We start from the raw sequence: 23,181 nt of genomic DNA, 5'->3' as shown, positions 1-23,181 counted from the left end.
TGTCAGTAAAAACTCTTCAACGTTGGGACAGAGATGGAATTCTCAAAGCAAATCGTACTCCAACTAACAGAAGATATTATATCAATATTACATGTGTTCAGTTGTAGATTGTATGGATTTCGCAAGTAAATAAAAATCAGATAAAGGGGGATGAGGAAATTGCGAAAGAGTTACAAAACGGAAATAAACCCAACGCAGGAACAAATACAAAAGATAAATAAAACAATTGGAACTTGTAGATTTATTTATAATTTTTATATTGCCCATAATAAAGAACTTTATAACAAAGGTGAAAAATTTATGACAGCAAAATCTTTTAGTGTATGGCTAAATAATGAATTTCTACTAAATAGTCCAGAATATTTATGGATAAAAGATGTGAGTTCTAAGTCAGTTAAAAAATCCATGGAAAATGCGTATACTGCTTTTACCAGATTTTTTAAAAAGCAAAGTAGATTTCCCAGATTTAAAAAAAAGAATAAGTCAGATGTGAAAATGTATTTTGTGAAAAATAATCCAAAAGATTGTTTCTGTGAAAGACATCGAATTAATATCCCTACTCTTGGATGGGTAAGATTAAAAGAAAAGGGTTACATTCCAACAACAAAGCAAGGATATGTGATTAAAAGTGGTACAGTCTCCTGCAAGGCTGGAAGATATTATGTATCAGTTTTAATAGAGATTCCTGATTGGAATAAACCACAATTAAATAATTTTGGATTAGGGATTGATTTGGGACTTAAAGATTTTGCAATTATTAGTAATGGTATTACAAAGAAAAATATCAATAAAACTGCAAAAATAAGAAAATTAGAGAAACAATTAAAAAGAGAACAGCGTTGTCTATCGAGAAAATACGAAGACTTAAAAAAACGCAACAATAAAATGAAAGGAGAAGCCACTAGACAAAATATTCAAAAACAAGTCTTAAAGGTACAGAAACTTCATCATAGAATAGACAATATTCGTACCGATTATATCAATAAATGTGTAAATGAGATAGTGAAAACCAAACCATCTTATATTACCATTGAAGATTTGAATGTAAAAGGAATGATGAAGAATAAGCATCTGTCTAAAGCAGTTGCTTCACAGAAATTCTATGAGTTTAGAACAAAACTTGAAGCAAAATGCAAAGAACTGGGAATTGAATTAAGAATTGTAGATAGATGGTATCCATCAAGTAAGCTATGTCATGAATGTGGTTGTATTAAGAGAGATTTAAAACTTTCTGATAGAGAATATATTTGTGAGTGTGGATATCATGCTGATAGAGATTATAATGCAAGCCTTAATTTAAGAGATGCAATATCCTACAAAATAGCATAAAACAAGCGTTTGTAGGCATGTACCGATGGCTTTAGTCGGGAATTTACGACTGTGGACTGTACAAGAACTTGTGAGTAGCGTATTACTTGTAATCGCAAAAGCATACAGGATGAAGCAGTAAGAAAAGTTTGTGAAAACTTTCAATATCTCGATATGGATATATTTGTCCATATTTTGAGTGGCAGGATATCGCAGATGACAACCAATGAAAAAGCTCTGGCACTTCATAAGGAATGGGCCGGAAAAATAGAAACTACTGCCAAATGTAAAGTTGCTTCTAAGGAAGATCTTGCACTTGCCTATACACCAGGTGTTGCAGAACCATGTAAAGTCATTGCACAAGATCCGGAAGCTGTCTATGAATATACGATCAAATCCAACACGGTTGCTGTTGTTTCCGACGGAAGCGCGGTTCTGGGCCTTGGCAATATCGGTGCCAAGGCTGCTATGCCGGTTATGGAGGGAAAGGCTGTTCTTTTTAAGGAATTTGCCAATGTCAACGCCTTTCCAATCTGCCTGGATACTCAGGATGTCGATGAAATTGTAGAAACCGTCGTTCGAATCGCACCTGCTTTTGGCGGTATCAATCTGGAGGATATTTCTGCTCCACGATGTATCGAAATTGAAAACCGCTTAAAAGAGCTTCTGGACATTCCAGTCTTTCATGATGATCAGCATGGAACTGCCATTGTTGTACTGGCAGGTGTCATCAACGCCATGAAGGTAACGGGGCGTACAAAGGAAAGCAGCAAGGTCGTGATCAATGGAGCAGGCTCTGCCGGCATGGCCATTGGAAAGCTTTTACTCCGCTATGGATTTCAGAATGTAACCATGTGTGATATTTCCGGCATTCTTGGTAAGGACTCTGAAGGTCTGAACTGGGCACAGAAAGAGATGGTAGAAGTTACCAACCTTTCCAATGCCAAAGGAACCCTTGCCGATGCATTAAAAGGCGCTGATATCTTCATAGGTGTATCTGCACCAGGCATCGTTACGAAGGAAATGGTCGCTTCCATGAACAAAGATGCTATTATCTTTGCCATGGCCAATCCAGTTCCTGAAATCATGCCAGATTTGGCCAAAGAAGCTGGTGCCCGTATCGTTGGAACCGGACGTTCTGATTTTCCAAACCAGGTGAATAATGTAGAAGTTTTCCCTGGTATTTTTAAAGGTGCCTTAGAAGGACGCGCTTCTCAGATTACAGAAGAGATGAAGCTGGCTGCTGCCACTGCAATCGCTTCTTTAATTCCAGATGATGAATTAAGCGATACCCGCATTCTTCCAGAACCTTTTGATCCAAGACTGGCAGAAACGGTTTCAAAGGCAGTAAAGGATCATATTTAAGATGAGTCATCCCAACTGGCATGGCAAACGGTTCTATTCCTTTGACAGCTATATTAAGGAGCATTTTGGAAAAAAATTATATAAAGTATCTTTAGATGCCGGATGTACCTGTCCCAATCGGGACGGGACTCTGGGATTTGGCGGATGTACCTTCTGCAGCGCGGAGGGCTCAGGTGATTTTGCCTCTTCTTCTCATCAATCCATAACCGAACAGATTGAAGAAGGCATCACATTGATCGCAAAGAAGGCAGAAACAGACCAATACATCGCTTATTTTCAGGCATTTACCAGCACCTATGGACCTGTGGAACGTCTCCGTTCCATGTTTTTAGAAGCCGCCCATCACCCAAAGATTGCGGCCATCTCCATCGGTACCCGTCCAGATTGTCTGCCGAATGAAATTTTATCCCTTTTAGAAGAGATTATGAGCATCAAGCCACTTTTTATCGAATTGGGACTACAGACCATTCATGAAGAAACAGCAAAACATTTTCACCGGGGATATGAACTGGATATATTTGAAGATGCCGTCCATGCGCTTTCCAACCGCCAGATTCCCATCGTCGTCCATCTGATTCTTGGACTTCCCGGCGAAACCAAACAACAGATGCTGGAATCTGTTTCTTATCTAAATCATCTTCCCATTCATGGAGTAAAGCTTTCTATGCTTCATGTGCTTTCCGGTACCCAGATGGGAAAGGAATATGAACAGAATCCTTTTCCAGTCTTTTCTCTGGAAGAATATGTAGATTTTCTTATTTTATGTCTGGAGCACATACGAGAAGATATTGTCATTCATCGTATCACTGGAGATGGACCGAAGGATTTATTAATCGCTCCATTGTGGAGTACACATAAACGGCTGGTACTCAATACCATTGCCCATGAAATGAAAATAAGAAATAGTTATCAGGGCACCCGCGTGTCCATCCATGAGGAATACCGATTTCCTTCATGAGAAAATAAGGAGTGATCAAAACATGCAAAAGGATGCAGCTACCCTTTATAAATTAATCGTTTTGTACATGCTGTATAAAGTGGATTTTCCTTTGACCAATTCACAGATTTCTGAATTTATTTTAGATCAGGGATATACCAATTACTTCAGTCTTCAGACAGCAATCAATGAATTGATTGAATCGGATATGATTCGTGTAGAAAATATCAGAAATTCCTCCCTTTATCATCTGGAAGCCGCTGGAGTTGAAGCCATTGAGATGTTCGAGGATCGTATTTCTGACGGAATCAAACAGGACATTATGACTTATTTTGAGAACAATAAGTATCATCTGCGAAATGAAGTAGAGATCACTGCGGATTACTATCCGAGTAAAAAGGAAGAATATTTTGTTGACTGTAAGATTAAGGAGAAAGGAAATGTCTTATTAGAATTAAAACTAAATGTTCTTTCCAAAGAACAGGCCATTGCTATCTGTGATGACTGGCATAAAGACAGCTCTGATGTCTACTCCTATTTGGTAGAAAAGCTTATGCTAAAGTAATGATTGAAAAACGGAAATATTCCCTTGTTGGAACATTTCCGTTTTTTTATCTTCTACTCTTCTTCCTGTTTCAGGACAAATTCTTCAATAAACTCCCAAATCTCATCTCTGCCCTGCTTCGTCAGTGCAGAATATGGAAAGATTGGTGTATTCCCCCGCAATTTCAATTTGGTACGAATCGCATTGATATGCTTCTTCACCTGGCTTCTTTTCAATTTATCCAGTTTTGTAGCAATAATAACCGGATAATAACCATTGGAGATAATCCAATCGTACATCTGACAGTCATTGGCAGATGGATCATGACGAATATCCACCAACAGGAATACGATTGCCAGCTGCTCTGACTGATGCAGATAATCTTCGATCATCTTTCCCCACTTTTCCTTGACAGATTGGGAAACTTTCGCATAGCCATATCCTGGCAGATCCACAAAATATAATTCTTCATTAATATTATAAAAATTGATGGTCTGAGTCTTTCCCGGCTGTGCAGAGGTTCTTGCATAGGACTTCCGATTCATCAGACCGTTGATCAGGGAAGATTTCCCTACATTGGATTTTCCGGCAAATGCCACCTCGGGAAGAGTATTCTTTGGAATCTTACTGGTGATTCCACAGACCGTCTCTAAATGAATTGATTTTATGACCATAAGCGCTCCTTTCTAAAGAAATGCTCCGGAAATTACCTCTCGCATATTGGATACATATGTAATCGCCAAACCTCCAGTAATCTCTTTATCAATATCTTTTACATTTTTCTGATTCTTTATTGGAAGAAAGACCTCTGTTACGCCTGCATTTTTGGCAGCCAGAAGCTTCTCCTTCAATCCTCCGATCGGAAGTACATTTCCACGGAGGGTCACCTCTCCAGTCATAGCAATATCGCCCCGTACCTTTCGTTCTGTTACAGCAGACAGGATTGCAGTTGAGATGGTAATCCCTGCAGATGGCCCATCCTTTGGTACTGCCCCCTCTGGAACATGGACATGAATGTCATGATTTTCAAAATAATCTTCTGGAATCTTTTCGCACTCACCAATCGAACGAACGTAGCTGACTGCAATCTGTGCAGATTCCTTCATCACATCGCCCAGATTTCCGGTAAGCAAAAGCTTCCCTTTGCCCGGCATCGTGTTGACCTCAATCTGAAGCGTATCGCCGCCTGCACTGGTCCATGCCAGTCCTCTCACCACGCCACATTGAGGCTCTAAGTTGTTATCTTCCTCATCAAATGGAGCCGTTCCCAGCATATCCCGTACTATTTTTTTCGTAATGGTCATATGCTCTTTCTTCTTCTCCAGGATGATTCTGGCTGTCTTACGGCAAATATCGCCAATTTTATGCTCCAAAGAACGAACGCCGGCCTCCCTTGTATAGAATCGAATCATTTCTTTTAAGGCTTCGTTGCGAAATGTGAGTTGTTCTCCACTTAAGCCGTTTGCTTTTTTCTGTTTATCCACAAGATAGTCTTTGGCAATGTGGAATTTCTCATTTTCTGTATAACTGGAAACCTCGATGATTTCCATACGGTCATACAGTGGCTTTGGAATCATAGATGCATCATTGGCGGTTGCGATAAAGAGTACCTCGCTTAAATCCAGAGGAACCTCCAGATAATGGTCTCTGAAATTCACATTCTGCTCACCATCCAGCACTTCTAATAGTGCTGCAGCCGTATCCCCCCTCTGATCCTTTCCTGTCTTGTCAATCTCATCTAGTAAAATCAGTGGATTACACACACCTGCTTTCTTGATTGCCTCTGCAATACGCCCTGGCATAGCTCCGATATACGTCTTTCTATGACCACGAATCTCTGCTTCGTCTCGTACTCCACCCAGAGAAATTCTTACATATTCCTTATCCAATGCTCTGGCAATAGACTTACCAATGGAGGTTTTTCCAGTTCCAGGAGGTCCCACCAGGCAAATGATCGGTGCTTCTCCTTTTTTGGTAAGCGTACGAACTGCAAGGAATTCTATGATTCTCTCCTTAATTTTCTTAAGACCATAGTGATCCTCTTCTAATATCCTGGATGCCTGTATGATATCATGATTTTCTTCTTTTGTACGATTCCAAGGCATCTCCAGCATTGTTTCAATATAATTACGCAGCATACCACTATCTCCTGCCATAGCCGGCATGCTTTTAAAGCGATTGATTTCTTTTGTAATTTTTTTCTTTACTTCTTCAGATGCTTCTAACTTCTCTACTTTTTCCAGAAAAATATCTGCATCTTCTTCTATCGAGGTTTCTCCCAGCTCCTTACGGATAATCTGCATCTGTTCCCGAAGCATATACTCTCGCTGACTTTTATCAACAGCAGCTTTTACCTTTATCTGGATATCCTTCTGCACTCTTGCAATTTCGCATTCCTCTGTCAGAAGCACCAGCATTCTCTCTGCCCTCTGCTTCAAATCGGCAATTTCCAAAATATCCTGCTTCTTTTCCAAAGAAAATGGAAGATGGGTTGCAATTTCATCGATCATCTCTTCCAGACGATTCATATGAAGCACCTTTCCAACAAATTCCCGGTTTAATTTTACATTTTCTGCATAATAAGCTTCCAGCCCGTTTTTCATATAGCCTATATAAGCCTCTTCTTCATAAGAAGCAAATTCCTGAATCGTCTCCACACTTTCCACTTCTACGCGGAAGGATGGATTGCTTTCGCAGACCTCTGTAATTTTACCACGTTCGATTCCCTCTACGAATACACGAATCAGGTTCTGTGGCAGTTTTACGATCTGCTTGATTTTTGCTACCAGCCCAATCTGAAAAAGCTCTGATGCATCTGGATTCTCCTCATTGGGATCCATCTGATTGCTCAGGAAAATCATCTGATTATTTTGCATAGCTTCCTGTACTGCGGCTGCAGATTTCTCTCTGGATACATCAAAATGTACCGTAGTTTTCGGATATATAATCTTTCCTCTCAATGCAATCATAGGTAATACTCTAATCATATTTCCTCCTTATATCCCAAAACAGGCTGCTCTCATAAAGTCAAACTCTATGAAGCAGCCTGATCTTAGGCGATTTCTCCGTTATTCTTTTTTGCACTTCTCTTCGCAGCCAGCGCTTTGACTGCTTTCTTTTCCTCTGAACGGACAATGACCGGATCTGCTCCGTTTTCCACTACGTCCTTGGTAATGATACATTTTTCAATATATTCATCAGATGGAACCTGATACATTAAATCCATGATCACGGATTCCATAATCGCACGAAGCCCTCTGGCTCCTGTATTACGCTCAATTGCACGTTTTGCAATTGCTTTTAATGCTTCTTCTTCAAATTCCAGCTCTACGCCATCTAGTTCAAACAGTTTACAGTATTGCTTCACAATCGCACTCTTTGGCTCTGTCAGAATGCTTACCAATGCTTCCTCATCCAGCTTATCTAAAGAAACGACTACAGGAACACGGCCTACAAATTCTGGGATCAAACCAAATTTGACCAGATCCTGTGGAAGCACCTGCTGCAATAGCATACCAATATCCTTCTTGCTCTGCTGCTCAATCTCAGCATTAAATCCCATGGATTTCTTGCCGGTTCTGGATTCGATAATTTTCTCCAGTCCGTCAAAGGCTCCACCACAAATAAATAAAATATTGGTTGTATCAATCTGAATGAATTCCTGATGTGGATGCTTACGCCCTCCCTGAGGTGGGACAGAAGCAGTGGTTCCTTCGATGATCTTTAACAATGCCTGCTGTACGCCTTCCCCAGATACATCTCTGGTAATAGAAGTATTCTCAGATTTTCTTGTAATCTTATCAATCTCATCAATATAGATAATCCCACATTCCGCACGCTCAATATCATAATCTGCTGCCTGAATGATCTTAAGAAGGATATTTTCTACATCTTCTCCCACATAACCAGCCTCAGTAAGTGCTGTAGCATCTGCGATTGCAAACGGTACATTTAATACTCTTGCCAGAGTCTGCGCTAATAAGGTCTTACCTGAGCCAGTTGGTCCAAGCATCAGAATATTACTCTTCTGCAATTCAACATCGGAATTCTCATTGGCCAGAATTCTTTTATAATGATTATATACGGATACAGCCAAAACCTTTTTCGCCTCGTCCTGTCCAATGACATAATCATCCAGAAATTCTTTTATTTCTTTTGGCTTTAATAAGTTAATGCCATCCTGATTCTCATATGGAACAAATTCATCTGCAATAATCTCACTGCAGACTTCAATACATTCATCACAAATGTAGACACCCTTGGCCTTTGGTCCTGCAATCAGCTTGCGTACCTGGTCCTGGGATTTATTACAGAAAGAGCATCTTAGCTGCTTTCTATCATCCATTCTTCCTGCCATTAATTCTCTACCTCTTACTAATTACACTGTCGATCAGTCCATATTCCATTGCTTCCTGTGCGGACATATAATTATCGCGTTCTGTATCCGCGCAAATCTTTTCATATGGCTGTCCTGTGTTCTCACTTAAAATAGTGTTCAATTTATGTTTTGTCTTTATAATATGATCGGATACGATCTTAATATCCGTTGCCTGCCCCTGAGCACCGCCGGATGGCTGATGGATCATAATTTCTGCATTCGGAAGAGCCATTCTCTTTCCTTTCGTTCCACCAGCTAATAAGAAAGCACCCATGCTGGCAGCCATACCCATACAAATGGTAGATACATCGCATTTGATATACTGCATCGTATCATAAATTGCCATACCAGCCACTACGGATCCACCTGGGCTATTAATATAAAAGCTAATATCTTTGTCCGGATCTTCAGATTCCAAAAAAAGCATCTGAGAAACTACCAGATTCGCAGATACATCTGTTACTTCTTCTCCTAAAAAGATAATTCGATCCTTTAAAAGTCTTGAATAAATATCGTAAGAACGTTCACCTCTACCAGTTTGTTCAATTACATAAGGTACAAAACTCATAGAAATTCCTCCTATCTTTACATAGTACAAAGAAAGGGAAGGTATCTTCCCTTTCTTTTCTTGTCATATTACCTGATCATGTTCTTTACAAAAACACGCCAATTATTTTGCTTCTGCAACTAATAGATCAACCGCTTTCTGAACAGCGATGTCTTTCTTCATCTGTTCTTTTTCAGCATCTCCCATGAATCCCTGAAGTTTTTCAGCTTCCATCTGATACATTTCTGCCATCTTAGCGATTTCTGCATTTAATTCATCATCTGTTGCTTCGATATTCTCAGCTGCAACAACAGCTTCTAATAATAATCTGGATTCGATGCGTTTCTTAGCCTGTGGTTTTAAGTCTTCCATGAATTTTTCCTGAGTCATTCCTGTGAACTGGAAGTACTGTTCTAACTGTAATCCCTGGTAGCTTAAGTTCTGTGCAAATTCCTGAGCCATCTGATTTGTCTGTTCTTCGATCATAGCTTCTGGAATATCCATAGATGCATTTTCCACAGCTTTATCTACAACTTTGTTTTCTTTTTCTGTCTGAGCAGCTTTTTCTTTCTGTTCTACTAATTTTGCTCTGATATCTGCTTTGTATTCGTCTAATGTATCAAATTCAGATACTTCAGATGCAAATTCATCATCGATCACTGGTAATTCTTTTACTTTGATTCCATTGATCTTTACTTCGAATACAGCTGGTTTTCCAGCTAATTCTGGTGCATGATATTCTTCTGGGAAGGTTACATGAACTTCTACTTCTTCACCAATATTCTTACCGATCAACTGTTCTTCAAAGTTATCGATGAAGGATCCAGATCCAATGACTAATGTCTGGTTTTCAGCAGTACCACCTTCAAATTTTTCACCATCAACAGATCCAGAGTAATCGATCAATGCAATATCACCATTTTCAATCGCACGGTCTTCTACTGTGATCTCTCTTGCATTTTCTTCCTGCTGTTTTACTAATTCTGCAGAAACTTCTTCATCTGTTACTTCTTCTACAGTTACTTCTACTTCTAATCCTTTGTATTCACCTAAAGTTACTTCTGGTTTTAAAGCAACTTCTGCAGTAAAGATAAATGGTTTTCCTTTTTCAATCTGTTCAATATCCACTTCTGGTCTGGAAACGATTTCCAAATCGCAGTCTTTCATTTCTTCTGCATAAGCTTTTGGAATAATAATATTCGCTGCTTCTTCATAAAATACTTCTGGTCCATACATCTTTTCAATGAAAGCCTGAGGTACTTTTCCTTTTCTGAATCCAGGAATGTTGAAGTTCTTTTTCTGTTTTTTATAAGCTTCTGTTGTCGCTTTTTTAAATTCTTCCGCATCCACTTCAATGGTCAGCTTAGCCATATTATGTTCCAATTTTTCAACTTGTAAACTCATTTCACAAATCCTCCTAAAATTTATCTTCTATACTGTATTTCTTATCTCAGTCGGAAAAACTATCATAACTTTCCACGTTAGACATTTTGTAATTATATCATAACACAAATATCGTGTCCACTACTTTTCCTCATCAATTCCTTTTTTATACTGATATTCTGCGGATCTTCGGAGAGTTCTTGGTGCTTTACTGATAATATCCACTTCGAATACATCTCCGTCCTGAATATCCTCTTTGGAAATCTCCAGAAGATGCTCATTATGGAAGGTCGTGGAGATTTTATTGCCTGCTACCAGAACATTACAGTAATTGGTAAAATTATTACCGACAATAAATATACTGTCATCAGATTCATATATCTTGGTTACCTCCAGATTCCGACATCCAAAAGTAATATCCGTAGGCTTATATGGATTTTCCTGATCGTAAATATAATTCTTTCCATAGAAAATGTCATACTGCAGATCTGTAAGATTTTTCAGATATGTATCGGAGCCCTTTTGTGTCTGGTGGAACTTTGTTAAGATGCCATCGTGAATGCCAATTCGATCCATAATCGTAGAAGCCAGCTGATATGCTTCGATGTTGCCATCCTGCTTTTTCAATCCTATGTTATCCCAGATAAAGTAGCTTGTCCAATATTTATTACCATAGGTCAGATCCTCATCTTCAATTCCCAAGCTCGGTAAATGATCTCCATACATAACCAGAATCGTCTCTTCATCCCGTTTCTCCAGGGATTCTACTAATTGTTTTACGAAATCATCCATCTCATCTACCTGATTCGCATAGTAGATATATTTGTTACGGAGTGCCTCATCCTCAATTCCTTCTACTTCGATCGTTGGATTCTCCAGGACCTCTGTAGTTGGATAATCACCATGTCCCTGCACGGAAATGGTATAGATAAAATCTTGATCCTCCGTAGAATCCAAGACGTCATTAATCTGTTCTGTCAGAATCGCATCCTCTGCCCAACCATTCTCCGTCCATTTCTTAATATCCATACATTCTTTTGAAGTAAAGGTATCATATCCCAAATTGGAAAATACCAAATCTCTGTCATAGAATGCAGCACTGTTATTGTGAATAGCATGTGCAGTATATCCCTCTGCCTTTAAATCAGTAGGAACACTTTCGGTTGTTTTCTCCTGTAATACTGTCTTATATGGATATTCTGCTGCACCGAACACATCCAGATCCATCTGTGTCATGATCTCAAACTCTGTATTAGCAGTACCTGCCCCATAGGATGGCATCATTGTATGACCGGAAGAATATTCTCTCATATATTTATGGAAATTTTCCAATGGATCCTTATTAAACTTTACACCTTTTACCTGAGTAATATCAAAGTGAGATTCCAGCTGGACAAAAATGATATTCGGCTTTTTCTTTTTTACATTTGATTTTTTTACTTCTTTCTCGCTGGCATCTTCCACATTCTTTACGATCTTCTTCATATGTTCTTCTGAATAATTGCTTGGACGATCGATTCCCGTCTTCAATGCGGTAACACTAAAACAGTATGGAGTACCATAATCAGAATATGCCAGACGGATATTATGAATCTCTGTTGTAATAAATCCATTCTTTAATCCATATTGTGTCGTTCCGATAAACGCTGCCGCAATGATGATCACTCCTGAAAGATTACGTATAAACTTACGCCTTTGATCCTTTCCTTCCTTTTTCTCTTCCGTAGGAAGATATAAAAATCCAGTTACCAGCAGAACAAGTCCAATCATAATCATAGCTGCCATCCCAATAATCTCTGGAATGGAATAATAATTTGTGATAACTGGAAGTACTGATTTCATCAACGTAACATCTACATAGGTAAATGGTGTATTACGGCTGCTAAGCATCATAAAGTTTACAAGGCCCACAATCCCCCATAATGCTGATATGACTATGTATAGAAAAATACGCCGACTTACAATCAAAACAATGGAATATGAGAAGAAAATAATAAATACACTATATAAGAACATCGGTGTATTCTCAGTGATAAATTCCAGCGTACTCACATCGAACGTCTGTCTTCCACAGAATTCTAATACCGTTGCTAACAGCAAAGATAAAATCAGATTCAACAGAAGAGGTTTCTTATATAACGCCTTCATCACATAAGCAATTCCTCTTCCAAATGGCCTTAACACAAATTTAATTTTTTCCTTTATGCAATTTTTGATATTTCTTAGTTGTTTTAATCGTTCCTTCATCATAATTCACCTATTCTATCCTAAATTAACATTGCTATTATAGCATTTTCAAAAAAAACTATCCATATAAAAACTCTTATAATTTTCTTAATATTATAAAAATGTTAATTTTTTGTTAGAAATTACGTTTCCCATTATATAGAAGAATTCCCTTGCACTTTCTCAGTTTATACTTTTTTAACTTGACTTTTTCATACGTTGATGATAATGTTTATTGAGATTTTAGGGAATTCCGGTTTTTCTTCCCAATGATCAAATACAGGAAAGGAGATTTTTTTAGACAAATAGCAAGCGCCAGATCCTGCTCGTTCGTGATAATAAGGGTAGGATGACGAGGAGAAAAGTTATCGAAGATTCGGCGGATGCTTTTCCGTGTCGCTTTGGACACGTATTTCCTGGCAAACCCTGGAAGTAATTTCGGAAACAGATTCAGGATTACCAAAGCATGAAAAACCACCATATGATAATAACAAACAATAGAATAAAAGGAGATTTTTCAATATGTGTGGAATTATTGGATTTACAGGAACCAGTCAGGCAGCAGATATTTTAATCAATGGCTTACAGAGTTTAGAGTACCGCGGTTATGACAGTGCAGGAATCGCACTTGTTCAGGATGATCAGACAAAGGTCATCAAGACAACTGGTAAGGTTGCAGAATTGCGCGACAAGGTTGCTGCTACAGAAGGAACTCATGGAACTTGCGGAATCGGTCATACCCGCTGGGCTACTCATGGCGGTGTTACAACTGTGAACGCTCACCCCCATCAGACACCTAAAGTAACATTGATTCATAATGGAATTATTGAAAACTATAAGGAAGTCGCTGCTGATCTGGCAAAGAAAGGATATACTCCTGTTTCTGAGACAGATACTGAAATCGCAGCATTACTGATCGACTCTTTATACGAAGGTGATCCATTTGATGCTTTAAAAAAAGCAGATGACATCTTAGAAGGTGCTTATGGTTTCTGTGTTATGTTCAAAGACAGACCAGGTACTATCTACTGCATGCGTAACGCAAGCCCATTGGTTGCAACACATACAGAAGACGGTTCTTATATCGGATCTGACGTAGTTGCATTGATTCCTTATTCCAAGGATTATTTCGTTGTACCAGAACACCACATTGTTGTACTGGAAAAAGACGCGATTACTTTATATACTATGGACGAAAAAGAAGTAGAGCCTAAGATGCTTCATGTTGACTGGGATACGACTGCTGCACAAAAAGGTGGATATGATTACTTCATGCAGAAAGAAATCTATGATCAGCCTGAAGCAGTTGCGAATACGATCATGCCTCGTATCCATAATGGTAAAGTTGATTTCTCTGCAGACCATATCAGCGATGACCTGTTTAAAGATATCAACCGTGTAATCATCACTGCATGCGGAACTGCAATGCATGCTGGATTAGTAGGAAGAAGCATCATTGAATCCCTGATCCGCATCCCTGTTACTGTAGAGATTGCTTCCGAATTCCGTTATATGAATCCTATCATGGATGAACATACACTGGTAATCGTAATCACACAGTCCGGTGAGACAGCAGACTCCCTTGCTGCACTTCGTCTTGCCAATGAACGTGGTGCTAAGACTATGTCCATCGTTAACGTAAAAGGTTCTAGTATCGCCCGTGAAAGCGATTATGTATTATATACACATGCTGGTCCGGAAATCGCAGTTGCAAGTACAAAAGCATTTACTGTACAGTGCTGTGGTATGTATCTGATCACAATGAAATTAGCAGAGATCAACGGCATTTTAAACGATGAAGAAATTGCTTCTTATCTGGACAAATTCGTAGAAGCAACTAAGACTATCGGTCCTGTATTAGAAATGGATGAATATATCAAGACTATCGCATACAAAATCAAAGATACCTATTCTGCTTTCTATTTAGGAAGAGGATTAGATTATGCAGTTGCATGCGAAGGTTCTTTAAAATTAAAAGAAATTTCTTATGTAAACTCTGAAGCATACAATGCAGGAGAGTTAAAACATGGTACGATTTCACTTGTTACAGAAGGTGTGCCAATCATCGCTGTTGCTACTCAGGATCATATCTTCTCTAAAACAGTGGCAAATGTAGAGGAAGTAAAAGCACGTGGCGCACACGTAATCTTCATTACTGATGAAGATGTATCTGGTTATGATGGATTATATGATGATCTGATCCAGGTACCTAAGACAGATGACTTCTTCGCTGGTTTTGGAGTTACAGTTGCAATGCAGCTGTTAGCTTACCATACTACTGTTTACAGAGGATACAATGTTGACCAGCCTCGTAACCTTGCAAAATCAGTAACCGTAGAATAAATTTTAATTGCCTTCGTGTTTTTACACGGAGGCTTTTTTTAAGGAGAATGTATGATGTTAAAAGCAGTTATTTTCGACATGGATGGAGTTATCGTAGATACGGAACCTGGATATAAGATTGCTACCGATGAAGTTCTAAGAGAACACGGCATCATCACCTCCGATGAATATCAGGATCAGTTTATCGGAGTTACCAATGAATATATGTGGGGAACCATCATCCGGGAATTTCATCTTCCCCTCACCATCGACCAATGTGTAGATATGGTAAATAAAAAGCGGGCAATCATGGAAGAACGGGATGGTCTTCATCCGCTTCCTGGTGTCATCGACCTGATCAAATATTTCTACGACCATGGCCTGTCACTTGCTATCGCTTCTTCCTCCCCAATGTCTGAAATTAACCGTGTTGTGGATTTATTTGGTATCCGCAAATATTTTCAGGCCTTTATCACCGGAACAGATTGTAAGGAATCCAAGCCACATCCAGAAGTATTCTTACGAGCTTCCAGCGCTTTAGATCTAAAGCCTGAGGAATGCCTGGTTATCGAAGATTCCAAAAACGGTCTGTTAGCTGCCAACCGCGCCGGAATGAAATCCATCGGATTTGCCAATCCGGCATTCGGCAATCAGGACCTGTCTTCTGCTACCAAAGTGGTTCCTTACTTTTCTCAGGTAACCATGGAAATGTGCCAAACGATTATGAACAAATAATTTTAACGCCACTGGCCAATATACTTTGGTCAATGGCGTTATTTTTTCTCATTCCTACTCTATCCCCGGATAAACATAATCTTCTCTTTGGAAATATCAATCTTGACTTTCTGCTCTTGGCCCCGTGTCTCTCCATCCGTATGTACATACTGGCCACTTTCACTTCGCATTACCGCTTCTTTGCAACGGAATTGATATACACCCTTGCACTTTGTATGCCGGCCCATCAATGCCAGAGGAATGATAAACGGAATCTTCCACTTGGAAATTCCCTTTGCCACACATATATCCAGATAGCCATCCTCCGGATCTGCATTTGGACAAAAGCAAAATCCCCCTCCCTCGTATGGCAGTATATGAACAGATGCGAAAAAGAATCCTTCTCCCTCCAATACCTTTCTTCCATCCACTTCCAGAGAACCATGAAAAACCTCCGCTCCGATCAGATACTTAAGTCCAACAACCAGATACACCAGCTTGCCCATCCGCATGCGATTTAAAACTTTTTTTATTTTGGTATGATTGGCTTTATAGCATACCCTGGCATCATATCCCATACCTGCACTGACAAAAAATCTTTTTTCCCTGCCGGATGGAGCTGTCACAATGCCATAATCCAGGCTCATTCTGCGCGGATGATCCAATAACCGGACAAATTCCTTCTTATAACACTTTGAAATCTTCATTCCTCTGGCAAAATCATTACCAGATCCCACGGGAATATACCCCAATTCGATTCCCTTTGTCCGTTCCATTCCATTTAAAAATTCATTCAGTGTTCCATCTCCGCCAAGAACAATAATCCTTCTTTTTCTCGTTCCTGCAGTCAGCCTCTTTGCATAAAGAACCGCTTCCTTCGGTCTTTTCGTCACATAATATTGATAAATCTCCCCTCTTCTTTTTAATTCCTTCTCCAGCTGCTTCCAGACAAACCATCCATATCCTGTCCGACTTACCCCTGGATTAATTACAAAGTATAACATACCTTTCTCCTTTGCTTTTTCATTAAATCTATTGTACCATAGAATATAAGTATATGTATTTTATAAAAGGGGATTTTGCTATGAATTTTGAACATTTAAGATATTTTCTCGTATTATCCAGATTGGAACATTACGGAGCTGCTGCAGAAGAATTATCCATCTCACAGCCTGGATTAAGCCACGCCATCTCTTCCCTGGAGGATGAGCTTGGCGTCCCACTTTTTCGAAAAAAAGGACGTAACATCACACTAAACCAATATGGACGACTGCTGCAAAATGATGCGGAAAAGATTATTTCTCTCGTTGATAAATGCACAGATTCCTTCTCTAACATCTTAGAGGGCGGTGGTGCCCTTCATCTGGCGGGCATTACAAGGCTTGCCAGCCATCTGCTCCCTAATCTGGTTCGTGAATATAAGACGGATACTGACTGCTGTGCAAACTTTCATTTTTATACCGGCAATACTCCAGATGTCCTTCAGGGAGTTCGAGACGGCCGTTATGATATTGGCTTTTGCTTCCGAAGCGATTGGAAGAACGACATTGAAGCCTTCCCATATAGCAAACAGGAGATGTCTGTGATCGTACACCCAGAGCATCCTCTGGCATCCCAGACAGCAGTATCCCTGATGGATACCCTTCCATATCCACAGATCATCTTCAGTACCAAAAGTGCTCTGCGCCCTTCTATGGATGAGTTCTTCGAGCAGATTCATCGTTATCCGAAAGTAGCCTACGAGGTGGAACAGGACGAGCTGATCGCAGAGATGGTATCCTGTGGCTTTGGAATTGCCGTCATGCCAAAATTTCCAAACGTGGAACGACATGGCCTGGTTGCCATCCCCATTACTGAACCACACTGGGAAAATATCTTTTTTATGATTCGGAGAAAGGAAGACTTTCACTCTCCACTGGAAATAGATTTCTGGGAATATTGTAAGAAAAAACATCCTTACAGAGAATAGCAACGCCATTAAAACATTGATTCCTGTAAGGATGCTCCTATTGGGATCAAAAAGGTTAAACTTTGATATTAACTGACAATCCCTTTTGTAAACTGACAATCCGTCGGAGGATACTTAAAATATTTTGATGTGTGTGTGTTAAATTTTTTCTACCCTATTACTTTTATTGGACGGATTCATCGATTTTATTACTTAGTAAAACCGTATTCGGTTCTTCAGGCAATCTTAAATCTTACCTACTGTCTTTCCTGTCATGACACGTATTACTATAATATAAAAATCGATAAATTTCCAATGATTGTTTTGCATCAATTAATTCTAATATTGAATGATTGCAAATTATAACTGATCTGCCAGATCATAAATCAATCGTTCCGTCTTCTCCCATCCCAGACAAGGGTCAGTAATGGATTTTCCGTAAATTCCTTCTCCAATCTTCTGATTACCATCCTCAATATAACTTTCAATCATCAATCCTTTTACCAGGCTCTTTACTTCTGCAGAATGACGGCAGCTGTGCAGTACCTCCTTACTGATACGGATCTGCTCCAAATATTGCTTGCATGAATTAGAATGGTTACAATCCACAACTACAGATGGATTTGCAAGATCTCTTTCCTGATATAATTCATATAAACGGATCAAATCTTCATAATGATAATTCTGACGGTTCTGTCCATGTCGATTTACCAGTCCACGTAAAATCGCATGAGCAAATGGATTTCCTTCTGATTGTACTTCCCATCCACGATATAAGAATGTATGCTGGCTCTGTGCAGCTGTTATGGAATTCATCATTACAGTAAGATCTCCAGAAGTTGGATTCTTCATTCCCACAGGAATTCCTACCCCGCTAGCTGTCAGACGATGCTGCTGATTCTCTACAGAACGGGCGCCAACGGCTACGTACCCTAAAATATCAGAAAGGTATTTATGATTTTCCGGATACAACATCTCATCCGCACAAATCATTTCCGTTTCCTCTACTGCACGTGTATGAAGCTTACGAATGGAAATAATTCCTTCCAGCATATCCGGTTTTTTCTCAGGATCCGGCTGATGGACCATTCCTTTATAGCCTTCTCCTGTCGTTCTAGGCTTATTCGTATAAATTCTTGGAACGATCATAATCCGATCCTTTACTTTATCCTGCATATCTGCCAATCGATATGTATAATCCATAACAGACTCTTCATTGTCCGCAGAACAAGGTCCAATGATCAATAAGAGACGATCATCTTTTCCAGTAAAGATATCCTCCATCTCTTTTAAACGTGTTTCACGAATCTGCTTTACTTTTTCGGATACAGGAAACTGCTCCTTAATCTCCATTGGAATTGGTAATTTTTTAATAAATTTCATCTGCATAGTTTTATCCCTCTCTATTTTATATTTAAATACTCTTTCACTTCAACGCATTAAAGTGTTCGTATAAAAAATAACTCTAAATCCGACATTTGTCAAGACCTAGAGTTATTTTTTTTATTTTATTATGATACCAAGCAATTTTTATACGTTAATTTCTGCTTTCATTCCAAGAATATCTTTATTAGATTCCAAGATAGGATTGATAACCTCTGTAATAAATTCTTCTGTCTGCTGTGGTGCACGACCAACAAAGTTCTTTGGCTCCATAATAGCCTGAAGCTGCTCCATTGTCATTCCGAATGCTGGATCTGCAGCGATACGTTCCAGAAGATCATTTTCCTTTCCTTCTACTTTTACAACCCTTCCAGCAGCCATAGAATGCTGACGAATCTTTTCATGCAGTTCCTGTCTGTCTCCACCAGCTTTTACGGCATCCATCATGATATTCTCTGTTGCCATAAATGGTAATTCCTTCATCAGACGTGATTCGATTACCTTAGGATATACAACCAGTCCATCTACTACATTTAAATATAAGTCTAAAATTCCATCAATTGCCAGGAATCCTTCTGGGACAGAAAGACGCTTATTGGCAGAATCGTCTAAGGTTCTTTCAAACCACTGTGTAGAAGCTACCAGTGCTGGATTCATAGCATCTGACATTACGTAATTTGCCAGAGATGCAATTCTTTCGCTTCTCATTGGGTTACGCTTATAAGCCATGGCTGAGGAACCGATCTGGCTCTTTTCAAATGGCTCTTCAACTTCTTTCAGATGCTGGAGCAGACGAATATCATTGGAGAATTTATGTGCAGACTGTGCAATTCCGCTTAAGACATTGAGTACACGAGAATCTACTTTACGTGAATATGTCTGTCCGGATACTGGCTGACATGCAGAAAATCCCATCTTCTCTGCGATCATTCCATCAATCTTCTTGATTGTCTCATGATCTCCTTCAAATAATTCCAGGAAGCTTGCCTGTGTTCCTGTCGTTCCTTTGGAACCTAACAGTTTCATATTATCGATTACATGATCCAAATCTTCTAAGTCAAGAAGCAGATCCATTAACCATAATGTTGCACGCTTTCCAACGGTGGTTGGCTGCGCAGGCTGGAAATGTGTAAATGCAAGTGTTGGAAGATCCTTGTATTCCATAGCAAATTTAGATAATTCATCAATCACGTTGATCAATTTCTTCTTCACAAGACGCAAAGCTTCTGTCATGATGATAATATCCGTATTATCCCCTACATAACAGGAAGTTGCTCCTAAATGGATGATTCCTTTTGCCTTCGGACACTGCTGTCCATATGCATATACATGAGACATAACATCATGGCGCACTTCTTTTTCACGTGCTTTTGCCACATCATAGTTGATATCTTCTGCATTAGCCTTTAACTCATCAATCTGTTCCTGAGTAATATTCAATCCCAATTCGTGTTCTACTTCTGCTAATGCGATCCATAATTTTCTCCATGTTTTAAACTTCTTATCTGGAGAGAAAATATACTGCATCTCTTTGCTTGCATAACGTTCAGATAATGGACTTTGGTAACGATCTGTCATCTTTTTCTTTCTCCTTTTCCTATCTCTGCTCTTGTATAATTGTTATTTGTCATAATTTCCCCGAATATCTTCTTTCGGCGGTTCCATTGGATATGTTCCGGTAAAGCAGCCTTTACAGATACTCAAGCCTCCGACCAGCTCTTCTAGACGGTCAATTTCCAGATAACCAAGAGAATCTGCACCGATTACTTCACAAATCTCATCGATGGTTCGGTTATAGGCAATCAACTGTTCTCTTGCCGGAACGTCGGTTCCAAAGTAACAAGGCCATAAAAACGGAGGTGAACTAATACGTACATGAACCTCCTTGGCACCGGCATCGCGAAGCATTTTTACGATACGGTCGCTGGTCGTACCTCGTACGATGGAATCATCGATCATAATGATCCTTTTCCCTTCCACGGCTCCACGAAGAACGTTCAACTTCACCTGCACACTGGATTCACGGCTACTCTGCTTTGGTTTAATAAAGGTACGTCCCACATAAGTATTCTTCACAAATGCTGTTCCATATGGAATGCCAGACTCCATCGCATAGCCAAGTGCTGCCGGATTTCCTGATTCTGGTACCCCTACGACCAGATCTGCCTCTACTGGTGAATCCTGTGCCAGGAATCTTCCGGCCTTCACTCTGGATTGATATACACTGATATCATCGATATAACTGTCTGGTCTTGCAAAATAGATATATTCGAAGATACATCTTCCTCTTTCTTCTTCTTTCAGGCACAGACTCTTATCAGATACAATTCCGTCTGGAGTAATGGTTACCAATTCTCCAGGCTCTACATCACGGATAAATTCCGCACCGATAGTATCTAATGCACAGCTTTCAGACGCCAGAATATATGCATTGTCTCTCTTACCGATACAAAGCGGCTTAAATCCAAAAGGATCTCTTAATCCCATCAGCTTCCTTGGAGACATAACTACCAAGGCATATGCGCCTCTGATCTTCTTCGCAGCATTCTTAACCGCATCTTCTACTGTCTTTGTCTTCACACGCTGTCTTGCGATATGATAAGCAATCACTTCGGAATCAATGGTCGTCTGAAAAATCGCACCATCATGCTCCAATTCTTTTCTAAGCTCCAATGCATTAATCAAATTTCCATTGTGCGCCAGTCCTAAAGTACCTTTAATATAATTTAATACCAATGGCTGTGCATTCTCGATACAGCTTTCTCCTGCTGTAGAATAACGTACATGTCCAACGCCGATATCTCCGTTCAGACTACCTAAATCCTCTGGAGTAAATACTTCATTGCACAATCCCATGCCTTTTTTTGATACTATATTGCCTCTTGATCCATTCGTATCGCTCACTGCAATTCCGCAGCTTTCCTGTCCCCGGTGCTGCAAAGCAAACAATCCATAGTAGATTGAAGATGCTACGTTATTGCCGTCAAAATCATACATTCCAAAGACACCACATTCTTCTTTTAAATGGTCAAAATTCTCTTCTGATGCTCTCAACATGCATATCCTCCTGGTTTATTTGTATTTATATTAAATTATTAATATGTAATTATAATCCCAATCGTCTGGCTACCTCAATGTAAGCTTCTTCCACCTCTCCTAGATCCTGGCGAAAGCGATCTTTATCCATCTTATCATTGGTCTCTGTATCCCACAGTCTACAGGTATCTGGGGAAATCTCATCGGCTAAGATAATCTGATCCATATATCTTCCAAACTCAAGTTTAAAATCCACCAGCCGAAGCTTCTTCTCTTCCAGAAATGGCATCAATATCTCATTGATCGTAAGTGCATATTCTACCATCTTATTCATCTCTGTCTGAGACGCAATTCCTAGTGCAGGCATATAAGAAGCATCGATCAACGGATCACCTAATCTATCATCCTTATAGCAAAATTCTACCGTCGGATTTAGCAATTCGAGACCTTCCTCAACAGCCAGTCGCTTACTGAAGCTTCCAGCTGCAGCATTACGGACGATCACTTCCAGTGGCAGGATCTTAACCTTCTTTACAACCGTTTCTCTATCGCTCAATTCCTGAACATAATGAGTTGGAATTCCTTTTTCTTCTAATATTCTGAATATATAATTAGTCATACGATTGTTCACCGCACCTTTTCCTGGAATCGTTCCTTTCTTCTCTCCATTCCATGCGGTTGCATCGTCTTTATAATCAACAATTAGTAAATCCGGATCGTTTGTTTTAAATACCTTTTTCGCCTTCCCTTCATATAAGAGCTCTCTCTTTTCCATAAATACCCCTTTCCAAATACTCTCTCTCAGCCTAAATCGGCATTCATACGATTTAAGCAAACGTATCCTTTAAAATGTTATCATACTTTATGTTCAAAAGCAAACCACATTTCTTACAAATAATTGTGCAAGAATTTTATTTTTTTCATATTTTATCCAAAAAAACTTACATTATTTCAAATTTTTTCTTCTTATTTTTCATCTCATAAAGAAATTCACCTCCCATTTTCAACGAAATAATAAAAAAGAAGCCATGCCCAAAAAGAAACTCCAATCAAATTTCTTTTTTAGAGCAATGGCTCCTGTCATAAATCT

General features: G+C 39.4%; 18 protein-coding genes and 2 pseudogenes. 9 read left to right on the top strand and 11 right to left on the bottom strand.

What is annotated here, in order from left to right:
• The 6 genes and pseudogenes from BHF69_RS14795 to BHF69_RS01530 form a co-directional block, all read left to right on the top strand.
• Positions 1-80, top strand: a pseudogene (locus BHF69_RS14795) (MerR family DNA-binding transcriptional regulator); the annotation flags it as partial.
• Positions 61-221, top strand: a pseudogene (locus tag BHF69_RS14790) (IS607 family transposase); the annotation flags it as partial. The pseudogenes BHF69_RS14795 and BHF69_RS14790, both read left to right, overlap by 20 nt.
• Entirely contained in the window at positions 151-1,329 is a 1,179-nt protein-coding gene (locus tag BHF69_RS01545; RefSeq protein WP_075669308.1) for an RNA-guided endonuclease InsQ/TnpB family protein, read from the top strand. The pseudogene BHF69_RS14790 and the gene BHF69_RS01545, both read left to right, overlap by 71 nt.
• Positions 1,330-1,524: 195 nt before the next feature.
• On the top strand, positions 1,525-2,673 hold the full coding sequence (locus BHF69_RS01540; protein WP_075669307.1) for an NAD(P)-dependent malic enzyme: 1,149 nt from the start codon (positions 1,525-1,527) through the stop codon (positions 2,671-2,673).
• A 1-nt stretch (position 2,674) separates the two neighbouring features.
• Positions 2,675-3,631 (top strand): TIGR01212 family radical SAM protein, encoded by a 957-nt coding sequence (locus BHF69_RS01535; protein WP_075669306.1) that lies wholly within the window; start codon positions 2,675-2,677, stop codon positions 3,629-3,631.
• Positions 3,632-3,653: 22 nt separating this feature from the next.
• The gene (locus BHF69_RS01530) at positions 3,654-4,175 is read left to right on the top strand and encodes a DUF4364 family protein (protein ID WP_075669305.1); all 522 of its coding nucleotides are present in this window, start codon (positions 3,654-3,656) and stop codon (positions 4,173-4,175) included.
• 53 nt (positions 4,176-4,228) lie between these two features.
• Here the strand turns inward: BHF69_RS01530 and yihA are convergent, their stop codons facing one another.
• The 6 genes from yihA to BHF69_RS01500 form a co-directional block, all read right to left on the bottom strand.
• Positions 4,229-4,828, bottom strand: coding sequence for a ribosome biogenesis GTP-binding protein YihA/YsxC (gene yihA, locus BHF69_RS01525; RefSeq protein WP_075669304.1), 600 nt, complete (start codon positions 4,826-4,828; stop codon positions 4,229-4,231).
• A gap of 12 nt (positions 4,829-4,840) precedes the next feature.
• Complete coding sequence (lon, locus tag BHF69_RS01520) at positions 4,841-7,141, bottom strand: endopeptidase La (protein ID WP_075669303.1); 2,301 nt, start codon at positions 7,139-7,141, stop codon at positions 4,841-4,843.
• Positions 7,142-7,206: 65 nt separating this feature from the next.
• On the bottom strand, positions 7,207-8,511 hold the full coding sequence (clpX, locus tag BHF69_RS01515) for an ATP-dependent Clp protease ATP-binding subunit ClpX (protein WP_075669302.1): 1,305 nt from the start codon (positions 8,509-8,511) through the stop codon (positions 7,207-7,209).
• A gap of 7 nt (positions 8,512-8,518) precedes the next feature.
• A complete protein-coding gene (clpP, locus tag BHF69_RS01510; protein WP_075669301.1) occupies positions 8,519-9,100 on the bottom strand; it encodes an ATP-dependent Clp endopeptidase proteolytic subunit ClpP in 582 nt (193 codons plus the stop codon).
• A gap of 102 nt (positions 9,101-9,202) precedes the next feature.
• Entirely contained in the window at positions 9,203-10,483 is a 1,281-nt protein-coding gene (gene tig / locus BHF69_RS01505; protein ID WP_075669300.1) for a trigger factor, read from the bottom strand.
• 120 nt (positions 10,484-10,603) lie between these two features.
• Positions 10,604-12,712 carry an LTA synthase family protein gene (locus tag BHF69_RS01500; protein WP_242946081.1) on the bottom strand — a complete coding sequence of 703 codons (2,109 nt, stop codon included), beginning with the start codon at positions 12,710-12,712 and terminating at the stop codon, positions 10,604-10,606.
• A gap of 498 nt (positions 12,713-13,210) precedes the next feature.
• On the opposite strand from BHF69_RS01500, the gene glmS reads away from it, so the two are divergent.
• Together glmS and BHF69_RS01490 are read left to right on the top strand one after the other, a co-directional pair.
• Positions 13,211-15,031, top strand: coding sequence for a glutamine--fructose-6-phosphate transaminase (isomerizing) (gene glmS / locus BHF69_RS01495; protein ID WP_075669299.1), 1,821 nt, complete (start codon positions 13,211-13,213; stop codon positions 15,029-15,031).
• 51 nt (positions 15,032-15,082) lie between these two features.
• Entirely contained in the window at positions 15,083-15,745 is a 663-nt protein-coding gene (locus BHF69_RS01490; protein WP_083650916.1) for an HAD family hydrolase, read from the top strand.
• Positions 15,746-15,804: 59 nt separating this feature from the next.
• On the opposite strand, the gene BHF69_RS01485 is transcribed toward BHF69_RS01490, so the two are convergent.
• Positions 15,805-16,728, bottom strand: coding sequence for a diacylglycerol/lipid kinase family protein (locus tag BHF69_RS01485; protein ID WP_075669297.1), 924 nt, complete (start codon positions 16,726-16,728; stop codon positions 15,805-15,807).
• An 80-nt stretch (positions 16,729-16,808) separates the two neighbouring features.
• On the opposite strand from BHF69_RS01485, the gene BHF69_RS01480 reads away from it, so the two are divergent.
• On the top strand, positions 16,809-17,693 hold the full coding sequence (locus tag BHF69_RS01480) for a LysR family transcriptional regulator (protein WP_075669296.1): 885 nt from the start codon (positions 16,809-16,811) through the stop codon (positions 17,691-17,693).
• Between the two features lie 339 nt (positions 17,694-18,032).
• Here the strand turns inward: BHF69_RS01480 and BHF69_RS01475 are convergent, their stop codons facing one another.
• From BHF69_RS01475 to purC, 4 genes are all read right to left on the bottom strand, one after another.
• Complete coding sequence (locus BHF69_RS01475; RefSeq protein WP_075669295.1) at positions 18,033-19,061, bottom strand: 3-deoxy-7-phosphoheptulonate synthase; 1,029 nt, start codon at positions 19,059-19,061, stop codon at positions 18,033-18,035.
• A 141-nt stretch (positions 19,062-19,202) separates the two neighbouring features.
• Entirely contained in the window at positions 19,203-20,633 is a 1,431-nt protein-coding gene (purB, locus tag BHF69_RS01470; protein WP_075669294.1) for an adenylosuccinate lyase, read from the bottom strand.
• Between the two features lie 42 nt (positions 20,634-20,675).
• Positions 20,676-22,112: an amidophosphoribosyltransferase gene (gene purF, locus BHF69_RS01465; protein WP_075669293.1), complete on the bottom strand. Its 1,437-nt coding sequence runs from the start codon at positions 22,110-22,112 to the stop codon at positions 20,676-20,678.
• Positions 22,113-22,161: 49 nt separating this feature from the next.
• Complete coding sequence (gene purC / locus BHF69_RS01460; protein ID WP_075669292.1) at positions 22,162-22,866, bottom strand: phosphoribosylaminoimidazolesuccinocarboxamide synthase; 705 nt, start codon at positions 22,864-22,866, stop codon at positions 22,162-22,164.
• Positions 22,867-23,181 lie beyond the last annotated feature (315 nt).

The organism is Anaerostipes sp. 992a (genome assembly GCF_001940245.1).
Lineage (GTDB): Bacteria > Bacillota > Clostridia > Lachnospirales > Lachnospiraceae > Fimousia.
Note: the sequence above shows the minus strand (reverse complement) of the source record. Positions and strands in the feature narration are given on the sequence as shown.

Coding starts and splice junctions, on each gene's coding strand:
- BHF69_RS01545 (WP_075669308.1), top strand. CDS start 151: ATGAGGAAATTGCGAAAGAGTTACAAAACGGAAATAAACCCAACGCAG.
- BHF69_RS01540 (WP_075669307.1), top strand. CDS start 1,525: ATGACAACCAATGAAAAAGCTCTGGCACTTCATAAGGAATGGGCCGGA.
- BHF69_RS01535 (WP_075669306.1), top strand. CDS start 2,675: ATGAGTCATCCCAACTGGCATGGCAAACGGTTCTATTCCTTTGACAGC.
- BHF69_RS01530 (WP_075669305.1), top strand. CDS start 3,654: ATGCAAAAGGATGCAGCTACCCTTTATAAATTAATCGTTTTGTACATG.
- yihA (WP_075669304.1), bottom strand. CDS start 4,828: ATGGTCATAAAATCAATTCATTTAGAGACGGTCTGTGGAATCACCAGT.
- lon (WP_075669303.1), bottom strand. CDS start 7,141: ATGATTAGAGTATTACCTATGATTGCATTGAGAGGAAAGATTATATAT.
- clpX (WP_075669302.1), bottom strand. CDS start 8,511: ATGGCAGGAAGAATGGATGATAGAAAGCAGCTAAGATGCTCTTTCTGT.
- clpP (WP_075669301.1), bottom strand. CDS start 9,100: ATGAGTTTTGTACCTTATGTAATTGAACAAACTGGTAGAGGTGAACGT.
- tig (WP_075669300.1), bottom strand. CDS start 10,483: ATGAGTTTACAAGTTGAAAAATTGGAACATAATATGGCTAAGCTGACC.
- BHF69_RS01500 (WP_242946081.1), bottom strand. CDS start 12,712: ATGATGAAGGAACGATTAAAACAACTAAGAAATATCAAAAATTGCATA.
- glmS (WP_075669299.1), top strand. CDS start 13,211: ATGTGTGGAATTATTGGATTTACAGGAACCAGTCAGGCAGCAGATATT.
- BHF69_RS01490 (WP_083650916.1), top strand. CDS start 15,083: ATGATGTTAAAAGCAGTTATTTTCGACATGGATGGAGTTATCGTAGAT.
- BHF69_RS01485 (WP_075669297.1), bottom strand. CDS start 16,728: ATGTTATACTTTGTAATTAATCCAGGGGTAAGTCGGACAGGATATGGA.
- BHF69_RS01480 (WP_075669296.1), top strand. CDS start 16,809: ATGAATTTTGAACATTTAAGATATTTTCTCGTATTATCCAGATTGGAA.
- BHF69_RS01475 (WP_075669295.1), bottom strand. CDS start 19,061: ATGCAGATGAAATTTATTAAAAAATTACCAATTCCAATGGAGATTAAG.
- purB (WP_075669294.1), bottom strand. CDS start 20,633: ATGACAGATCGTTACCAAAGTCCATTATCTGAACGTTATGCAAGCAAA.
- purF (WP_075669293.1), bottom strand. CDS start 22,112: ATGTTGAGAGCATCAGAAGAGAATTTTGACCATTTAAAAGAAGAATGT.
- purC (WP_075669292.1), bottom strand. CDS start 22,866: ATGGAAAAGAGAGAGCTCTTATATGAAGGGAAGGCGAAAAAGGTATTT.